The following is a 16,363-nucleotide window of genomic DNA, read 5'->3' on the forward strand; positions in this document are numbered from 1 at the left end:
TTTTTGAAAAAGCCAAGCGCTACCTGATCACCGATCTGCGGCGCAGGTTCGGGTTGCTCGTTTTCCAGATATCTACCGGAGAGGCCGCCGTTGTATTGGAGATCAAATGGATATACTGCGCCATGCGGTTGTAGCCCAGCTTCACCGAGCTATTTTCGCCCAGGCTTATCTTTAGTGAAGCACGCGGCTCAAAGTTTCCATACTGCTGTATCACACCGCCGTTGCTGTAGCTGAGCGTGTCTATAATAGTAGACTCACGCCGTGGTGACTCCGGATCGTACACGTACACATCGCCCGGCCCCAGGTTATAGTAAGAAGAGTAGCGTAGGCCGTAGCTGACCGAGATTCTTGGGTTGAGCGTGTATTCGTGGTCCAGGTATAGCGCGGCTTCAACCGAGCGCTCACGAGGCATGCTGACAGGCAGCAGACTGGACAGTTCTGAGCCGGGCGTCAGGGTGCCTGGACTGAATTCATACCAGGAGGACGAGGCACCCAGACCCATTTTATGCCTCACAGTAGGTTCAAAATTCAGATCTGCCCTGATCTGCTTGTATTTTATCTCTGAGTCAAGAGTATAGCTGTAAGGCTCTGTTTCGGCTTCTACGCCATAGTCATAATCACCCACCACACCCGTGACACTCGACAGAAGTTTGTCATTGAAGGTGTGGTTCCAACGAGCAGTCGCGGTGGCGGTACCCCAGGTATAGGTGGTATCAGCCCGAAGCGAAAACCGTCGCGGCTCAGGTAGCCAGACACCATCAGCTGGTCTTTGTTGCTGAGCGTATAGTCGACCTTGGCATTGAAGTCGTAGAAGTAGCCGTCGCTGTCGCGCACGGACTTGTCCGGTACGTAGCGCAGTGCCAGCCCGGGGTAGGCACCACGAGCTCCGAGCACAAAAGAAGCTTTGTCTTTCAGCAGTGGTGCTTCCACCATCAGGCGGCTTGCCAGCAGACCGATACCACCGCTCAGGATTGGCGCTTTCTTGTTGCCTTCTTTCAGCTCCACGTCCAGCACCGATGAGATGCGGCCACCATACCGCGCAGGTATACCACCGCGGTACAGGGTAACATCCTGCACCATATCCGGGTTGAATACGGAGAAGAATCCGAACAAGTGAGACGCACTGAAAAGCGGCGCCTGGTCTTGCAGGATCAGGTTCTGGTCGATACTGCCCCCCCGCACATTGAAGCCGCTGGCCCCCTCTCCTACGGTGGTCACGCCGGGCAGCGTAATCACGCTCCGCAACACGTCCACCTCTCCCAGAAAATTAGGCATTTTGCGCACTTCCTGAATCGACAGGCGGGCCACTCCCATTTCGAGACTCTCCACATTATGGTCAGGCGCTTTGGCCGATATCTCCACTTCCCGCAACTGGTTGCTAACTTCAAACAATTCCACGTTCATGGTGCGGCTCTGCTGTAAACTAACCCGCCGCTGGTCTTCCACCATGCCGATGGCCCGCACCGCAGGGTATAGTTACCGGCGGGCACCGACAAGGTATACCTGCCTGCTCGTCGGCAACGGTACCTTTCCCAATCTCTACGAGCAGCACGGTGGCGCCAATGAACGGCTCGCCTGTTTTGGCACTGCGCACCTCTCCGCTCAGCGTCACAATGCGTTCGGCGACCTGCCCTGCAACTGCTGCCTCTGACAGCACCGTATCGGACCGAAAAATGGAAGCCGCAGAAAGAGGCACCAGCACGACGGTGCGTTCATCATACAGCACGAATGAAAGGCGGGCTTTCTCCAGAAGCTTTTGCAAAGCGCTGGAAAGTGGTTCCTGCTCAAAGGTCTTGGTCACTTGTATACCTTCCACCCAGTCAGGCTGGTAAAACACGCGCAATCTGTGCTTCTGCTGCAGGTCTTGCAGCACTGCCTTCAGGGGCTGGTTCTGATAGCTGGCGGTGAGGCGCGGTTGCCCGGTATCCTGCGCCCAGGTAGAGCCTGACAATAGCATCAGTACTGCAAGCAGAAAATAGTGGTAGCGTCTTTTCATAAAACGGAGGTGCGGTTGGCGTATGTGCGCAGCAGGTATAAAAGGAGCTACTTTGCACCTTAGCAATATATAGTTTTAACATTGAATTTGAAAATTTTGAATTCGGTTCTAACTAAAGGCTTTATCTGATTGCCATTACCTTAGCCCAGTAGAATCGTACATAATAACAGGAAAGCCCCAAGCCTATGTCAGACGCGGACAAAGAGTTGATCAAGAAGCTCAAGAAGAAGCTGAAAGTGCAGGAGCAGAAAAACGCGGAGATACGTGACCACATGGCGGCAGAACGTACCATCTTCGCCAATGAACGTACCCTGATGGCCTACCTGCGCACGGCCATGACCATATCAGTAGGTGGTTTTGTGGCCATCAAGCTTTCCGATGATCTGTACTTGGAGATCATTGGTGTCATTTTGATCCCGATTGGTATTATACTGGGCGTTTACAGCTTTGTCAGGTATAGGCACAAGCAGCGTATCATTGAGAATCACCACCAGGGCTACTGCCCTACCAGTCATGAACACGAGCGGGCACACAGCGAAATGCTCGAACCCGGCGAGAATGGTAAACAAACCTCTGCCTAATGCGTACCTGCTTATGCCCGCCGTTATAAAGACAAGGCACGCTGCTGCTACCCCTTTCCTTCTGTTTGTTTCGTATATTTCTCAAAAAAATAGAATCGATGCCTGTGCAGGAGCAAGACGAAATCAAGAAACTGCGTAAGAAGATCAAAAAGCTGGAAAAGAAGAACGCTGAGATCCGGGACGAGATGGCTATACAACGTACCATCTTTGCCAATGAGCGTACCCTGATGGCTTATTTCCGAACGGCTATTGCACTTATTGCGGGGGGCTTTGCTGCCATTAAGTTCTCTCAGCATGTTTACATGGAGCTGATCGGCTTAACGCTATTGCCTATTGGTATACTGCTGGCAGTGTATAGCTTCGTGCGCTACCTCAATAAGCAGAAGCTGATCCAGCGCCATCGGCAAGAATACGAGCCCACAAGTCACCACCACGAAGAACTTCACGAAAAACAGGCATCGCGCTACGGAAACATAGATTGAGGTATATGCTAAGGATAATTGCTGAAAGCTAAACCATTTAGCGCTGATCTCTGTTAAGAAGGGTTAGCATCTCCGAGTCCGGAGGAGCCGATATTTTTGTACCTTTGCTATTTAAAATCAAGCATTCCTGAATGGCTTTTAATCAAGCGCAAGACACAGCAAGCAGCACCGACACTGCCTTTTCGCTAAATGGCGAAACACAGCAGATTGAAGTATACGGTGCCCGCGAACATAACCTCAAAAACATTTCCATCAAGCTGCCCCGCTACAAGCTGGTCGTTTTTACCGGCATTAGTGGCTCGGGCAAGTCCTCGCTGGCTTTCGACACCATATACGCCGAAGGACAGCGCCGCTACATGGAAACTTTCTCGGCCTACGCCCGCTCTTTCATGGGCGGACTCGAGCGCCCCGACGTGGACAAGATCGAAGGCCTCTCGCCGGTAATCTCCATCGAGCAGAAGACCACAAGCCGCAACCCGCGTTCTACTGTGGGCACCATCACAGAGATCTACGACTTTATGCGACTACTTTGGGCCCGCACAGCCGAGGCGTATAGCTATGTGACCGGCGAGAAAATGGTGCGCCAGAGCGATGACCAGATCGTGAACCACATCCTGGAGAACTTCGACGGTAAACGCATTGTGGTACTGGCCCCGGTGGTGAAAGGCCGTAAGGGCCACTACCGCGAGCTCTTCCAGCAGATCCGCAAGATGGGCTTCATTCGGGCCCGTGTGGATGGCGAGCTGATGGAGATCGCCCCGAAAATGCAGGTGGACAGGTATAAGATCCACGACATCGAGATCGTAATCGACAAGATCGTGGTGAAGGAGGAAGACCGTTTCCGTTTGTCTGGCTCTATCCAGAATGCGCTCACGCACGGCAAGGGCACGGTGCTGATACTGGACGTGGACGCTGACAAGACACACTTCTTCTCCCGTCACCTCATGGACCCTGCCACAGGTATAGCCTATGACGATCCGGCTCCAAACTCTTTCTCGTTCAACTCGCCGTACGGTGCCTGCCCGGTATGTAACGGCTTGGGAGAGATTCAGGAGATCACCGAAGAGTCTGTTATACCTGACAGAAGTTTGAGTATTCGTCGCGGAGGTATAGCGCCATTGGGTGAGTACCGAGATATCTGGATCTTCAAGCAGATTGAAGCCCTTTTCAAGCATTTCAAGGTATCGGTTTCGACGCCGATCAAAGATCTGCCGGAGGACGTGTTGCGTGTTTTGCTCTATGGTTTGGACGAAGAGCTGGAGGTGAATACCAAAAAAGGCAACTATGTGGTCGAGTTTGAGGGCATTGTCAATTTTCTGAAAGGGCAGATGGAATCTGACTCCGACAACATCCGCTCCTGGGTGGAGGACTTTGCGCAGACGACGACCTGCCCGGAGTGTAACGGGTATAGACTCAAAAAGGAGTCCCTGCACTTCAAGATCGCTGATACTAATATAGGCGAACTCTCGGTGCTGGATATCAACAAACTGGCTGCCTGGTTTGAGGGCGTGGAAGACCGCATGAACGAGCGTCAGAATGTGATTGCCCGTGAACTCCTGAAAGAGATTCGCAAGCGCATCGGCTTCCTGCTGGATGTAGGTCTGGACTACCTGAGCCTGCACCGTCCTGTAAAAACCCTTTCGGGCGGCGAGAGCCAGCGTATACGCCTGGCCACTCAGATCGGCACCCAGCTCGTGGGCGTACTCTACATCATGGACGAACCGAGCATAGGCCTGCACCAGCGCGACAACGAGCGCCTCATCAAAGCATTGCAGGACCTTCGCGATCTGGGCAACTCCATCATTGTGGTGGAGCACGACAAAGACATGATCCTGCAGGCCGACTACGTGGTGGACATCGGTCCGGGCGCAGGTATACACGGCGGACAGGTGGTAACTGCCGGCACACCGGAAGACATGATGAATGCCGGCACCACCACAGCAGACTTCCTGAGCAATAGAAGAGGTATAGCGGTGCCGCGTGTGAAGCGTCCGGGTACGGGTGAGGTGCTGAAGCTGAAAGGTGCTACGGGCCACAACCTGAAAAACGTAACGCTGGAGCTGCCGCTCGGCAAGATGGTGTGCGTAACGGGTGTATCGGGCAGTGGCAAGTCCTCGCTCATACATGACACGCTCTATCCAATCCTGAACACGCATTTCTTCCGGGCCAAGCGTGACCCGCTTCCTTATAAGAAAATTGAGGGATTAGAGCATCTTGATAAAGTGATCGAGGTGGACCAATCACCGATCGGTCGTACGCCACGATCCAACCCGGCTACCTATACGGGTGTGTTTACCGATATCCGTACGCTGTTTGCGCAACTGCCGGAAGCCAAGATCAGAGGGTATAACCCAGGTCGTTTCTCGTTTAACGTGAAGGGCGGCCGCTGCGAGGCTTGCGAAGGGGCAGGTATGCGCACGATCGAGATGAACTTCCTCCCGGACGTATACGTGCCGTGTGAAGTCTGCAAAGGCAAGCGCTACAACCGCGAAACGCTGGAAGTGCGCTTCAAAGGCAAGAGCATCACTGACGTGCTGGATATGACGGTAGAGCAGGCCGTGGAGTTTTTTGAAAGTCAGCCGCGCATCCTGCGCAAGATACAGACACTCAACGAGGTGGGCTTAGGCTACATTACCCTCGGTCAGCAGGCGACTACCCTATCGGGCGGTGAGGCACAGCGTGTGAAACTGGCTACAGAGCTTTCCAAGAAAGACACGGGCAAGACGCTCTACATCCTGGACGAACCGACAACCGGTCTCCACTTCCAGGACATTGAGCACCTGAGCGAGGTGCTGCACAAGCTGACTGACAAAGGCAACTCGGTGCTTATCATTGAGCACAACCTCGACCTGATCAAGATCGCCGACTGGATCATCGACATCGGGCCGGAAGGCGGCGAGGGCGGCGGTACTATTGTGGCTGCCGGCACGCCAGAGGATATCGTTAAAAAAGGCAAAGGCTATACCGCCCGCTTCCTGAAAGAGGAGCTCAAGACCAGCCACTACCGCGAAAACGGTCAGGCTTAGAATCAGGTATAGCTCAGCATATTTGAAAAGTCCGCTGCTAAGGTATAGCAGCGGACTTTTCGTTTTTAGATGCTTCCGAGTCTGTCTTCGAGTGCTTCGGCCTTCTGCAGGTGCTGCCGCAAGAGTGGTAGTTGCTTGGAGGCAAACTGCTTGACATCCATATTGATTGCGTTCTCTGCCATGTCTTCGTAGCGTTTCAGCAAACGATTGTGCTCTTCGCGTATACGCTTGATGTAGGCCAGGTCAAATCCTATACCTGTTTCGCCACTCACTTCATTGTATACCTTCTGATGCGAACTGCCCAGTTCGTTAGGTACCACAAATTCGCCTTGAACAGCTACATCCTGCAGGTCTTCCATCACACGACGGTGACCTGTGCTCATATCCTGCGCCATTTCTTTTACTTCGGGGCTGACAGCTCTCTCCAAAGCCAGGTTGCCGAGCTGCACCTGCAGCATATTTGCGCTGGTGGCCTCTGCTATAAACAGGGCGTCGTTTTTCATGCCTTGCACGCCAGCGGCCTCAAACTGCTCTACGCTCTGGGCGGCTGCCTGCTCTATGCTATCGTCTCCGCCACATGAGGTGCTGCCCAACAGCAATAGGGCGCTCGCCATATACACCGTAAATTTCCGAATCATACACATGGGTTTAAAACAGGAACATCTGCAACCATAAGGGCTGCAGATGCTCAAGATAGTCTTTTTATAAAATAAATCAGAACAAGTGCTTAGTTATTACCAAGGCCGTCTCTGATCTGCTGGGCACGATCACGATGCTGGCGCAGCTTTGGAAGTGTCTTGCTGGCAAATGCCTTCACATCTGCATCTGCGTAGTTTTCATCTTCTGCCACATCCTCAAACATGCTGATGTCGCTATCGTGCGCGCTCACCATTTTGTCCATATAGTTTCTGTCAAACTCAGCACCTTGCTTGTCGCGCAAATCACGCATCTGGTCCATGTGCTCGTTGCTCATGCTGTCAGGCAGTGTGATGTTTTTGCTGGTTGCCAGCGTGCGCAGTTCGTCATTTGCCGCTGAGTGGTCCTTTACCATCATGGCGGCAAACTCCTTCACTTGTGGGTTGGTCGCACGTTCCTGCGCCAGTTTACCTGCCTCTACTTCCATCATGCTGCTGCTGGCTGCTTTGGTCACAAACTCAGAGGCCTCTACTCTTCGGTCCTCCATGGCAGTGTCCTCAAAGGTTTGTTCGGTGGCTTCCTGTGCCTGTTCTACGCTGTCGCTGCCCGAGCCGCCACAGGCCATTGTGCCGAACATAAAGGCACATGCCATTAATCCTGTTGTTGCAATTCTTTTCATAGTGTTATTTCTTGTTAATAGTAAAATAGTTTGAACAGATTGGTATACGCCCCTAATGCAATGTTGTTATATTATGTGCTTTTAATATAGTAGACACAGTCAAAAAACCGCTGTTTGGAGGATTTTTCGGGTTAAAGTGAGAGGGTATGCAACCCAGACGGAAAAGGCTACAACCATCTCAGGCATAAAACGATATATACCTGAAACAAGCCTGCAACCCTTCTTAAGCCATACCTTATGACACGACTATTGGCCTTGCGCCCCACCGCAGCTTTGGTATTCTTCTATTGTTTTATGATTTGTACCGCAACCCATGCACAGGTAACGGAGCAGGAAAGGGAGGATCGTGCCGAGATGGCTAACATTGACCGGGACCATGACAAGGTATTCAAGATACACCCGCTGCACTACGGAGAAGTCTTCGTTTCTTATGAAAAAGTGCGCGCACCCGGTATCAGTAACGAGTTCGGACTGAGCTATTTTTACAAACTGCACATGAAGGGCGATGGCTGGTCAACTAATATAAAGGATGTGATGGGCATCGGCATCCGGATGAGTCAGCGTTACTATACCTCTAAGAAGAAACCTGCTCCTTTCGGCTTTTTCCACGGCCCTATGTTCAGCTACCGCTTCATTGTGTTTGAGCGCAATGTGTTTGACCTGCCGGACGTGCCGCCCAGCGACCCTGACTTCAGGTATGTAGGCCGGCTTTACCAGAATGTCATAGACCTGAGCTACCACCTTGGTTACCAGTTCCGGCTGGGCCGTCACTTTACCACAGAGCTGTCAGGAGGACTTGGAGGGCGGGTTAAGATTGCCAATGCCACCAACGGCGGAGACCTGATCAGGGAAAACATCATCGGGCATGTGGTGCATTCCGATGAAGGCGCCGTCTTCACGGTGGGGCCCTCTCCGCAGCTGAACTTCTCGATCGGCTATTCTTTATGATTACTTATTGATTTTGTTGAGCACGCTGTAAGTCATTAGTTTGCCGTTGCGGTAGGTTTCCGACTTGATCCAGCCGGTGCCGGGCACAAACCACTCTACCGTTTGCATGCGGGTACCGGGCATTTTCATTCCTATGGCACGGGTCTGCACCTCCATGTCCTGATTTATCTTGAAGCCTTCGTAGGTGCGGCCGGCACCTCCAGCCGCTCTTTGTTGCCCACAGTGCGTCCTGTCACCTGCATCGTGATCGTGCTCATGTTCTGCCACTGCCTTTGTCTATGACGTTGATGGTGAAGCTGCCGTCTTTGAGCTGCTGCCCGGGACTGAGAGAGGCCGGGTAGTCCATGTGGTCGCCTTCCATTTTGACTTCCATGTTCTTATAAGCTTCCATCATATCCGGGTTCATAAGCGAGCGCATGTCTATCCAGATAGATCCGCTTTCACAACCCACCTGGTAACTGCCTTCGTTGGCCATTTTGCCTTTCTCATCATACATCTGGGTATGAACCGTAGCCTCCAATTTATTGCCGTCGCGCCGCACATCTGTCACCTTGTAAAGCATACGGCCTGTAAGTTTATTGCGCTGGTTGTAGTTGAGTATCTCGTACTCTGCATTTTCAGTTAACAGCATATAGCCGTTGCAGTCCTGCGCATGTGCAGGGGTGGTCAGCAATACCCATAGCAGTACAGTCGTGATGAGGAGAAACTGATTTTTCATAATTTTAAGCTAATTATTCCTTTGAATACTACTATATGTATACTTGATGTAGTAGTTGTGTGCCCATCATATTTCAATTTATGTGTGAAAGGGCTGTTAGCATGGGCGAATGGCCTAAAATGCGGGGTATAAAAAAAGCCGGACACTGGTTCCGGCTTCTATACTTATGGTAAGGACTTATATGCTGGCCTAAGCACCCGTGAAGTTCGGCTTGCGCTTTTCGTTGAAGGCAGTAACTCCTTCCTTATAGTCTGCTGAGTTACCGGCTATTTTCTGGCAGTGCGCCTCGTAATCCAGCATCTCGTCCAAGGTGGAGTTAAATGACTTGTTAAGCATCTTTTTCATCAGGCCTATCGCTTTGGTCGGTGCCACGGCATAACGGGCCGCCAGCTCAGCCACAGCAGCGTCGAGTTCTTCCGGTGCTACCACTTTGTTGACCACACCTAGCTGCAGGGCTTCTTCAGCGCCCACCTTGGAGCCAAGGGTACTCAACTCAAAGGCCTTAAGTGAACCCACCACACGCGGCAGGAAGAAAGACGAGCCAGAGTCCAGCACCAGGCCCACGTTCACAAATACCTCGATCATGCTTGCTGCAGTGGAAGCCACAACCAGGTCACAGGCTAAAGCAAGCGAGCAACCGGCACCTGCGGCCACACCGTTTAGCTTGCAGATAATTGGCTTGGGAAGATTCCGCATCGCCCGGATGATCGGGTTATACCTTTTCTCCAGCGACTCCGACAGGTCACGCTTATCGGCACTGGCGATGGCTTTGAGGTCCTGCCCGGAGCAGAAGGCCTTACCGGCACCTGTCAGGATAACCACCCGCACACTGTCGTCGCGCGTCACCTGCTTCAGAGCATCCTGCAGTTCGTAGCTCTGCTTGTCGTTAAAAGCGTTGAAAACATCAGGTCTGTTCAGCGTAATGGTCGCGACGCCATCCTGCACGTTGTATAGCAAGCACTCGTAGTTCATGTTGTCGTTTGTTTATAGTAGAGATAACCAAAGGTATAGATAATCACCCTGAAGAGCAAAAACCGCTATAATGCCACCATGCCTGCCATGAGCACCAGCACAAGCCCTGTCAGAAAGCCGGTATAGGCTTGCGCCGGGGTATGAGCATGCAACGCCAGCCTGGCTGAGAGCACTGCCCCAGATACCAGGATCAGCAATATGATAGGCATGAGCAAACCTGCTTCGGGCATCAGTTTGTTCACCAGCAAAAGCACACCTAAGGCCCCTCCCAGTCCGATGCCGTGCGCACTGATCTTCCAGAAGAAGGATACGAACCAGGCCACAAAGACAGATGCGGTGATCACCCCCATTACAAAATAGAAAAGCTGATCAAAAACAGGCTCTGAGTAAAACAGATAAGTCGTGACCGCATAGCAAATAGCCGTGAACAAAAGCGGCTTGCTGCGCTGCTCGCGTCGGTCAATCTCATACGAGTCGATAAAACCGGTTTTGAACATCGCAAAAGCTCCTAGCCCGGGCACCATGAAGGTGCTGAAGAAGATCATGCTCAGCACAATCCAGCGGCTCTGGAGCGGAAGTGAGATAGAGGAAACCGGCAAAAAATATAGGATGATGACGAACAGATAGGTCGGCATCAGCAGTGGGTGAAACGCAATAGACAAAAAGCGGGCAAGGGAGCGGTTCAAGTAGAGTTTAGGAGTTTAAAAGTTTGGGAGTTGAGGAGTTAAAAAGTTCAGAAGGTTTCACTTGTAGAAACAGGTCGTGACTTGTCCAATCGTGCACCAAACAATCAGCAATCAACAATTTACCCATTTAGACATCAACAGTTAAAGCTCCTTTCGCAAACGTGCTACAGGTATGTTGAGCTGCTCACGGTACTTGGCCACGGTACGGCGGGCAATGTTGTAGCCTTTATCGTTCAGGAGCTTTTCAATTTTCTCGTCGGACAGTGGCTTGCGCTTGTTCTCTTTGTCAATGATCTCTTTAAGAATATGCTTCACCTCACGGCTGCTGGCATCCTCACCAGAGTCAGTGGCTATACCTTCGGAGAAGAAGTACTTGAGCGGGTAAATACCGAACTCAGTTTGCACGGCTTTGCTGTTGGCAACACGGCTCACGGTACTGATGTCCATCCCGATCTCCTCGGCAATATCTTTCAGAATCATCGGGCGCAATTGGCTTTCGTCGCCTTCCAAGAAGAAATCGTGCTGATATTTAATAATGGCCTCCATGGTGCGCAGCAGTGTGTTCTGGCGCTGGCGTATGGCGTCGATGAACCACTTGGCCGCATCGAGCTTCTGCTTCACAAATGCCACTGTCTCCTTCAGCTTCTTGTCCTTCTTATCCGACTTGTCGTAGGCATCGAACATATCGGCATAGGAGCGGCTGATGCGCAGATCGGGAGCGTTGCGGGAGTTGAGCGAAAGCTGCAGCTGCCCGTTTTCGTTCGTCAGAATGAAGTCAGGTATAATATACTGCACCCGCGTCATGCCGGCACCGCTGCCACCTGGCTTCGGGTTAAGCTTGATGATGACGTCGATTGCTTTCTTCAGCTCTTCTTCCGACACGCCAAACTTGCTCTGTATCTTCTGGTAGTGCTTTTTGGTAAACTCTTCAAACGAGTCTTTGATGATGCGCTCAGCCAAACGGATGGTCTCGTCCTGCTCGCGGCGCTCGAGCTGCAGCAGTAGGCACTCCGGCAAATCACGTGCGCCTATACCTGCCGGATCAAAGGTCTGTATCATGTGCAGCACCTGCTCGATCTCCTCCTCCGTGGTCATCACGTTCTGCGAAAAGGCCAGGTCATTGGCAATAGAGCTCAGGTCGCGGCGAATGTACCCGTCGCTGTCGATGCTGCCTATGAGCTGCATCCCGATCGTGTACTGCTTGTCGTCAAGCTCCAGGAAGCCCAGCTGGTCCATCAGGTTGTCGGTGAGCGAAGTGGACATGGCGATGGGCATTTCACGGTCATCGTCATCATCGCCACCGCGGTCACCCTGCATCTTGTAGCCGCTTATCTCGTCGTCGTTCAGGTAGTCATTGATGTCGACATCGTCTTTGCCGTAGTCGTCATCGCTGTCGTAGTCGTCTGAGTCGGAGTCGCTGTATTCGTTTTCGGGCTCTTCACGGCCTTCTTCAAGCGCTGGATTCACCTCCATCTCCTCTTTTATGCGCGCTTCGAGCTCAACAGTAGGTATCTGCAGCAGCTTGATAAATTGTATCTGCTGCGGCGATAACTTCTGGGATAAGAGTTGTCTTAAATCGAGTCGCTGCATAGTGGGTGAAAATGGATTCTGGCGCCTGTCAGTGCACCTTCAAATTTAGGATAATTTTACTCGCATTTACAAAAAAGGTTAAAATATCGTTACTTTGAGGGATTATTGAAAAAGGGGCTATACCTAAGTGTCAACGCAGGTTAACTTGCCTGCTACTGAACTTTACCTAAGCAGATTAGAGTCGTCCCTTTGAAGGTGTTAGCGCATCTTTTTCTATCTTTTTTGAAGGGCAGAGAACTATACCCTAACTTATAATTTGTTCAGACACATTACGCTACTAGAAATAACATGCAACGCACAAAAGTAAAAGAGCTACTGACGGGTGCCGGTGTAGGCAACGAGGTTTTATTGAAGGGCTGGGTACGCACCAAGCGCGGCAACAAATTTGTGAATTTCATTGCCGTGAACGACGGCTCCACGATACAGAACCTGCAGGTAGTAGCCGATGCCGAGAAATTTGGCGAGGATGCGCTGAAGGACGTAACCACCGGTGCTGCCGTAGCCATTACGGGGCAGCTGGTAGAGTCGCAGGGCAAGGGACAGGCCTACGAGATCATGGCCAACACGATCGAGGTGCTGGGCAAAGCCGATCCGGAAACCTATCCGCTGCAGAAGAAGGCGCACTCGCTGGAGTTTTTGCGAGAGATCGCGCACCTGCGCTTCCGTACCAATACCTTCGGGGCCGTGTTCCGTGTGCGAAACTCTTTGGCTTTTGCCGTACACAGATTCTTCAACGAAAAAGGCTTCGTGTACATGCACACGCCGATCATCACGGCCTCTGACGCAGAGGGCGCCGGTGAGATGTTCCGCGTAACTACGCTGGACCCAACCAACCCACCGCTTACTGAAAACGGACAGGTGAATTACGAAGAGGACTTCTTCGGCAAAGCGACCAACCTCACCGTATCGGGTCAGCTGGAAGGTGAACTGGCGGCGATGGCTTTCAGCGATATCTATACCTTCGGACCGACCTTCCGTGCCGAGAATTCCAACACGGCCCGTCACCTGGCTGAGTTCTGGATGATCGAGCCGGAGATGGCTTTCTATGACCTGAAAATGAACGCTGACCTGGCCGAGGAGTTCATCAAGTACATCATCCGCTACGCGCTGGAGCACAACCGCGAGGACATTGAGTTCCTGGGCCAGCGCCTGACAGAGGAAGACAAGAGCAAGCCGCAGAACGAGCGCCAGGAAATGACCCTGCTTGAGAAGCTGGAGTTTGTAGTGAACAACGACTTTGAGCGTGTGACCTATACTGAAGCCATCGACATCCTGCTCAACTCGAACCACTACAAAAAGAAGAAATTCCAGTACGACGTGAAGTGGGGCATCGACCTGCAGAGTGAGCACGAGCGCTACCTGGTGGAGAAGCATTTCAAGAAGCCGGTGATCGTAACCGACTATCCAAAAGACATCAAGGCCTTTTACATGCGTCTCAATGACGACGGCAAAACCGTGGCTGCTATGGACATCCTGGCGCCGGGCATCGGCGAGATCGTGGGTGGTTCGCAGCGTGAGGAGCGTATGGACATCTTGGTGGAGCGCATGAAGGGCGTAGGTATACACGAGGAAGACCTGTGGTGGTATCTGGATACCCGCCGTTTCGGAGGTTGTCCGCACGCCGGCTTTGGTCTGGGCTTCGAGCGCATGGTGCAGTTCGTGACCGGTATGGGCAACATCCGTGACGTGATTCCATTCCCTCGCACACCGAAGAACGCAGAGTTTTAACACAGGCTATACCTGTGTAATCAAAGAGCCCGGCTATACCTTAGCCGGGCTCTTTTGTTTTGACCTGAAAAAGCTATTCCGCGTTTACCTATCTTTATGCTGCTAACTTATTTCTAATTCTCTATGCACAAACTCTACTTACTACTCTTTACAGTACTCTTTTTGCTTTACTCTACTACGATGATGGCACAGGAGCAAGCCTCCTCTTCTGCCAAGAGGAAGTATACCAGTATCAAAATAGGACCAAGCCTTACGGCTTTATCTCCCAAGGGCGAGCCCTGGTTTGGCGGACAAATTGGTGCCCATGCCGGCATCTCTTATCTCACCATGGAAAACGACTGGCTAGGTATACAGCTAGAAGCTCAGTATTCATTACAGGGAGCAAAGATAAACAGAGGCCACCTGCTGCTGCATTACCTGAATGTGCCAGTACTTGCCAAAGTCTTTCTTGCTCCCAATGTAAGTTTACAAGGAGGTGCCTATGCAGGTCTGCTACTGTCTGAGCGTTATGAGTTTGAATCTTACTCTTCCAGGCCGAACATGAAAGGAGCAGATCACGGATTATTGTATGGGCTTACCTACGGAGATGAAGCCGGACTGACCTTTAGCCTTCGTCACCAGGTAGGCTTGGTCAAAGTAATACACGCTAAAAACCAAGTATTCCAACTATCCTTATCCTATTGCATCAGTAGCAAGTAGTGTTACTAATTTATCTTTTTGGCTAGAATTTTGCTATCACAACTAAGATTAATCCTTAATAAATTAAACTTATGCGATATATATTTTTAGCCTTGCTCCTGCTCGGTTTTGCCGCTCCGGAAGTGCGTGCGCAGCAGGAGTTCGCCAGCCTGGAGCTGCCCTGCGCCGCGCCGAAGATCTGGTGTCGGTGGCCGATGGCGACGGTAATGTCTGCCTCTATTTCTTTCAGGGTGGCAAGCTGCACTTTAGTCTGGTAGATGCACAAGGGCAGACCGTGGCGACTCAGGAGATACCGTACCGCAATGGCCAGCAGCCGCAGGTGCTGGGCACCCGCGTAACCGATACTGAGTTTGTGTTTTACAGCCGGTATGTAAACGGCAGCAAAGAGTTTGTGCGCCCGTTTGCCGTGAACAGGTATAGCGGTGGTTTCCGTAGCCTGCCCGATGTGCCGCTGCGCCGTGACAGGAACGAGACGTTTGTCGGGGCCTTTGCAGATGCATCACATTTTTACATGATCTACACCGACAAAAAGGATAACCTGATCCTGCACCGTGAACTGGATGAAAGCTACTACGAGAAGAAGACCTTCCAGATGGCTGACCTGCCGCGCACCCGCACCCGGGGCGAACGCCAGCAGGAACTGATCTTTGTGCACCCCGATCTGGAACGCACCGTGTTTGCCGGTCAGCACCGCAGCAAGATCTATACCCGCGGTGATAAGCTATACCTGGTGTTCGACGGCTTCTCCCTCCGTGGCAAGAAGAAAGAGCTGACCACCGAGATCCTGACGCTCGACTGGCCAAGCGGCCAAACCGAATACCGCACACTGCCGTCGCTGGCTGTTAAAAGCGAGTCCAATTTCAACTCTTTCCTGCATGCCAACACTCTTTTCCGGGTACAGTTAGAGAAAGACGAGTTTACATTGACCGCCTATAACTTCAACACGCTGCAGCCAATTAAGGAGTACAGGTATACGGCCGACCAGGATATCGACATCAAAGCCACGCCAGTGCACCAGCGGGGGGCAGGCGCCTTGTTCTCTTCAGGCAATAGCGTGATCGAGAAGACCTCTAAGGTGATGCGCAACCTGTCGACGGGTAAACCTGCCATTACGGTGGATGCCTTCAACGACAGCACACTGCAGCTTACCATCGGTTCGTATCAGCCACCAAGCCGCCGGAACATAAACGGAGACCCGGGCAGACTGGTGCGTACGCCCGACCGTTTTATCCAGACCTCACGTGGCTTATACCTGATGCCAGGTCGTTGGGTGCCTGCTTATACCTTACCGTATAGCTACAGTATGTTCCCATACAACCGCTACTACTATGATCCGTTTTATAACCGATCCGGTGAGCCGGTAGGGCCGGGAACGAGTACCTATTTCAGGGCTGTACTCGATAGTGAGACGCTCGAGAAAGCTTATGTAGCAAAAGACGACAGTACCGCCGCCACCGTGCAGGACAAGATAGAGGCCTATGAAGAAGAGCTGAAGCAGACGCCGGAGTATAAGACACTGTACCGCTACGGCAATAACAAGCTGCACTACGGCTATTACGACAAGCGCAGTAAGACCTTCAAGATACTGGAGTTCACACAGAACTAAGCCCAATAAAAGACGC

General features: G+C 51.9%; 17 protein-coding genes and 1 pseudogene. 8 read left to right on the top strand and 10 right to left on the bottom strand.

Going from position 1 to position 16,363, the window contains the following annotated elements; all coding sequences use genetic code 11:
• Nucleotides 1-19 precede the first annotated feature (19 nt).
• From O71_RS24890 to O71_RS21230, 3 genes and pseudogenes are all read right to left on the bottom strand, one after another.
• The gene (locus O71_RS24890; protein WP_369750840.1) at nt 20-1,105 is read right to left on the bottom strand and encodes a TonB-dependent receptor domain-containing protein; all 1,086 of its coding nucleotides are present in this window, start codon (nt 1,103-1,105) and stop codon (nt 20-22) included.
• A pseudogene (locus tag O71_RS26940) lies at nt 1,036-1,449 on the bottom strand (TonB-dependent receptor plug domain-containing protein); the annotation flags it as partial. The gene O71_RS24890 and the pseudogene O71_RS26940, both read right to left, overlap by 70 nt.
• On the bottom strand, nt 1,424-1,996 hold the full coding sequence (locus tag O71_RS21230; protein ID WP_007652188.1) for a hypothetical protein: 573 nt from the start codon (nt 1,994-1,996) through the stop codon (nt 1,424-1,426). The gene O71_RS21230 and the pseudogene O71_RS26940, both read right to left, overlap by 26 nt.
• A gap of 185 nt (nt 1,997-2,181) precedes the next feature.
• Between O71_RS21230 and O71_RS00570 the strand changes: the two genes are divergently transcribed.
• From O71_RS00570 to uvrA, 3 genes are all read left to right on the top strand, one after another.
• On the top strand, nt 2,182-2,577 hold the full coding sequence (locus O71_RS00570) for a DUF202 domain-containing protein (protein ID WP_007652189.1): 396 nt from the start codon (nt 2,182-2,184) through the stop codon (nt 2,575-2,577).
• A gap of 98 nt (nt 2,578-2,675) precedes the next feature.
• Nucleotides 2,676-3,059: a YidH family protein gene (locus tag O71_RS00575; RefSeq protein ID WP_007652191.1), complete on the top strand. Its 384-nt coding sequence runs from the start codon at nt 2,676-2,678 to the stop codon at nt 3,057-3,059.
• Between the two features lie 131 nt (nt 3,060-3,190).
• Nucleotides 3,191-6,085, top strand: a complete 2,895-nt coding sequence (uvrA, locus tag O71_RS00580) for an excinuclease ABC subunit UvrA (RefSeq protein WP_007652194.1) — start codon at nt 3,191-3,193, stop codon at nt 6,083-6,085.
• A 65-nt stretch (nt 6,086-6,150) separates the two neighbouring features.
• On the opposite strand, the gene O71_RS00585 is transcribed toward uvrA, so the two are convergent.
• Both O71_RS00585 and O71_RS00590 read right to left on the bottom strand, forming a co-directional pair.
• Nucleotides 6,151-6,723, bottom strand: coding sequence for a DUF4142 domain-containing protein (locus O71_RS00585; protein WP_007652196.1), 573 nt, complete (start codon nt 6,721-6,723; stop codon nt 6,151-6,153).
• A gap of 89 nt (nt 6,724-6,812) precedes the next feature.
• Entirely contained in the window at nt 6,813-7,400 is a 588-nt protein-coding gene (locus O71_RS00590; protein WP_040573375.1) for a DUF4142 domain-containing protein, read from the bottom strand.
• A gap of 237 nt (nt 7,401-7,637) precedes the next feature.
• Between O71_RS00590 and O71_RS00595 the strand changes: the two genes are divergently transcribed.
• The gene (locus tag O71_RS00595; RefSeq protein WP_071530810.1) at nt 7,638-8,348 is read left to right on the top strand and encodes an ABC transporter ATP-binding protein; all 711 of its coding nucleotides are present in this window, start codon (nt 7,638-7,640) and stop codon (nt 8,346-8,348) included.
• On the opposite strand, the gene O71_RS00600 is transcribed toward O71_RS00595, so the two are convergent.
• The 5 genes from O71_RS00600 to rpoN all read right to left on the bottom strand — a co-directional run bounded on the left by O71_RS00600 (nt 8,349) and on the right by rpoN (nt 12,314).
• Nucleotides 8,349-8,615 carry a hypothetical protein gene (locus tag O71_RS00600; RefSeq protein ID WP_007652202.1) on the bottom strand — a complete coding sequence of 89 codons (267 nt, stop codon included), beginning with the start codon at nt 8,613-8,615 and terminating at the stop codon, nt 8,349-8,351.
• Entirely contained in the window at nt 8,602-9,066 is a 465-nt protein-coding gene (locus O71_RS00605) for a hypothetical protein (protein WP_007652205.1), read from the bottom strand. Before O71_RS00605 ends, O71_RS00600 begins: the two co-directional genes overlap by 14 nt.
• Before the next feature lie 189 nt (nt 9,067-9,255).
• Nucleotides 9,256-10,038, bottom strand: coding sequence for an enoyl-CoA hydratase-related protein (locus tag O71_RS00610; RefSeq protein WP_007652207.1), 783 nt, complete (start codon nt 10,036-10,038; stop codon nt 9,256-9,258).
• Between the two features lie 65 nt (nt 10,039-10,103).
• The gene (locus tag O71_RS00615; protein ID WP_007652209.1) at nt 10,104-10,724 is read right to left on the bottom strand and encodes a hypothetical protein; all 621 of its coding nucleotides are present in this window, start codon (nt 10,722-10,724) and stop codon (nt 10,104-10,106) included.
• 141 nt (nt 10,725-10,865) lie between these two features.
• Nucleotides 10,866-12,314: an RNA polymerase factor sigma-54 gene (gene rpoN, locus O71_RS00620; protein WP_007652211.1), complete on the bottom strand. Its 1,449-nt coding sequence runs from the start codon at nt 12,312-12,314 to the stop codon at nt 10,866-10,868.
• Between the two features lie 288 nt (nt 12,315-12,602).
• Here rpoN and asnS point away from each other — a divergent pair, with 288 nt between their 5' ends.
• The 4 genes from asnS (at nt 12,603) to O71_RS00635 (ending at nt 16,347) form a co-directional block, all read left to right on the top strand.
• Entirely contained in the window at nt 12,603-14,042 is a 1,440-nt protein-coding gene (gene asnS / locus O71_RS00625) for an asparagine--tRNA ligase (protein WP_007652213.1), read from the top strand.
• Nucleotides 14,043-14,165: 123 nt separating this feature from the next.
• The gene (locus tag O71_RS00630) at nt 14,166-14,741 is read left to right on the top strand and encodes an outer membrane beta-barrel protein (RefSeq protein ID WP_007652215.1); all 576 of its coding nucleotides are present in this window, start codon (nt 14,166-14,168) and stop codon (nt 14,739-14,741) included.
• 71 nt (nt 14,742-14,812) lie between these two features.
• The gene (locus O71_RS23615; RefSeq protein ID WP_155800402.1) at nt 14,813-14,998 is read left to right on the top strand and encodes a hypothetical protein; all 186 of its coding nucleotides are present in this window, start codon (nt 14,813-14,815) and stop codon (nt 14,996-14,998) included.
• Nucleotides 14,929-16,347, top strand: coding sequence for a hypothetical protein (locus O71_RS00635; protein WP_192811616.1), 1,419 nt, complete (start codon nt 14,929-14,931; stop codon nt 16,345-16,347). Before O71_RS23615 ends, O71_RS00635 begins: the two co-directional genes overlap by 70 nt.
• Nucleotides 16,348-16,363: the final 16 nt, after the last annotated feature.

The organism is Pontibacter sp. BAB1700, from assembly GCF_000277005.1.
Lineage (GTDB): Bacteria > Bacteroidota > Bacteroidia > Cytophagales > Hymenobacteraceae > Pontibacter > Pontibacter lucknowensis.

Coding starts and splice junctions, on each gene's coding strand:
- O71_RS00630 (WP_007652215.1), top strand. CDS start 14,166: ATGCACAAACTCTACTTACTACTCTTTACAGTACTCTTTTTGCTTTAC.
- rpoN (WP_007652211.1), bottom strand. CDS start 12,314: ATGCAGCGACTCGATTTAAGACAACTCTTATCCCAGAAGTTATCGCCG.
- O71_RS00590 (WP_040573375.1), bottom strand. CDS start 7,400: ATGAAAAGAATTGCAACAACAGGATTAATGGCATGTGCCTTTATGTTC.
- O71_RS00605 (WP_007652205.1), bottom strand. CDS start 9,066: ATGAAAAATCAGTTTCTCCTCATCACGACTGTACTGCTATGGGTATTG.
- O71_RS00610 (WP_007652207.1), bottom strand. CDS start 10,038: ATGAACTACGAGTGCTTGCTATACAACGTGCAGGATGGCGTCGCGACC.
- O71_RS00595 (WP_071530810.1), top strand. CDS start 7,638: ATGACACGACTATTGGCCTTGCGCCCCACCGCAGCTTTGGTATTCTTC.
- O71_RS00575 (WP_007652191.1), top strand. CDS start 2,676: ATGCCTGTGCAGGAGCAAGACGAAATCAAGAAACTGCGTAAGAAGATC.
- O71_RS00570 (WP_007652189.1), top strand. CDS start 2,182: ATGTCAGACGCGGACAAAGAGTTGATCAAGAAGCTCAAGAAGAAGCTG.
- O71_RS00585 (WP_007652196.1), bottom strand. CDS start 6,723: ATGATTCGGAAATTTACGGTGTATATGGCGAGCGCCCTATTGCTGTTG.
- uvrA (WP_007652194.1), top strand. CDS start 3,191: ATGGCTTTTAATCAAGCGCAAGACACAGCAAGCAGCACCGACACTGCC.
- O71_RS21230 (WP_007652188.1), bottom strand. CDS start 1,996: ATGAAAAGACGCTACCACTATTTTCTGCTTGCAGTACTGATGCTATTG.
- asnS (WP_007652213.1), top strand. CDS start 12,603: ATGCAACGCACAAAAGTAAAAGAGCTACTGACGGGTGCCGGTGTAGGC.
- O71_RS23615 (WP_155800402.1), top strand. CDS start 14,813: ATGCGATATATATTTTTAGCCTTGCTCCTGCTCGGTTTTGCCGCTCCG.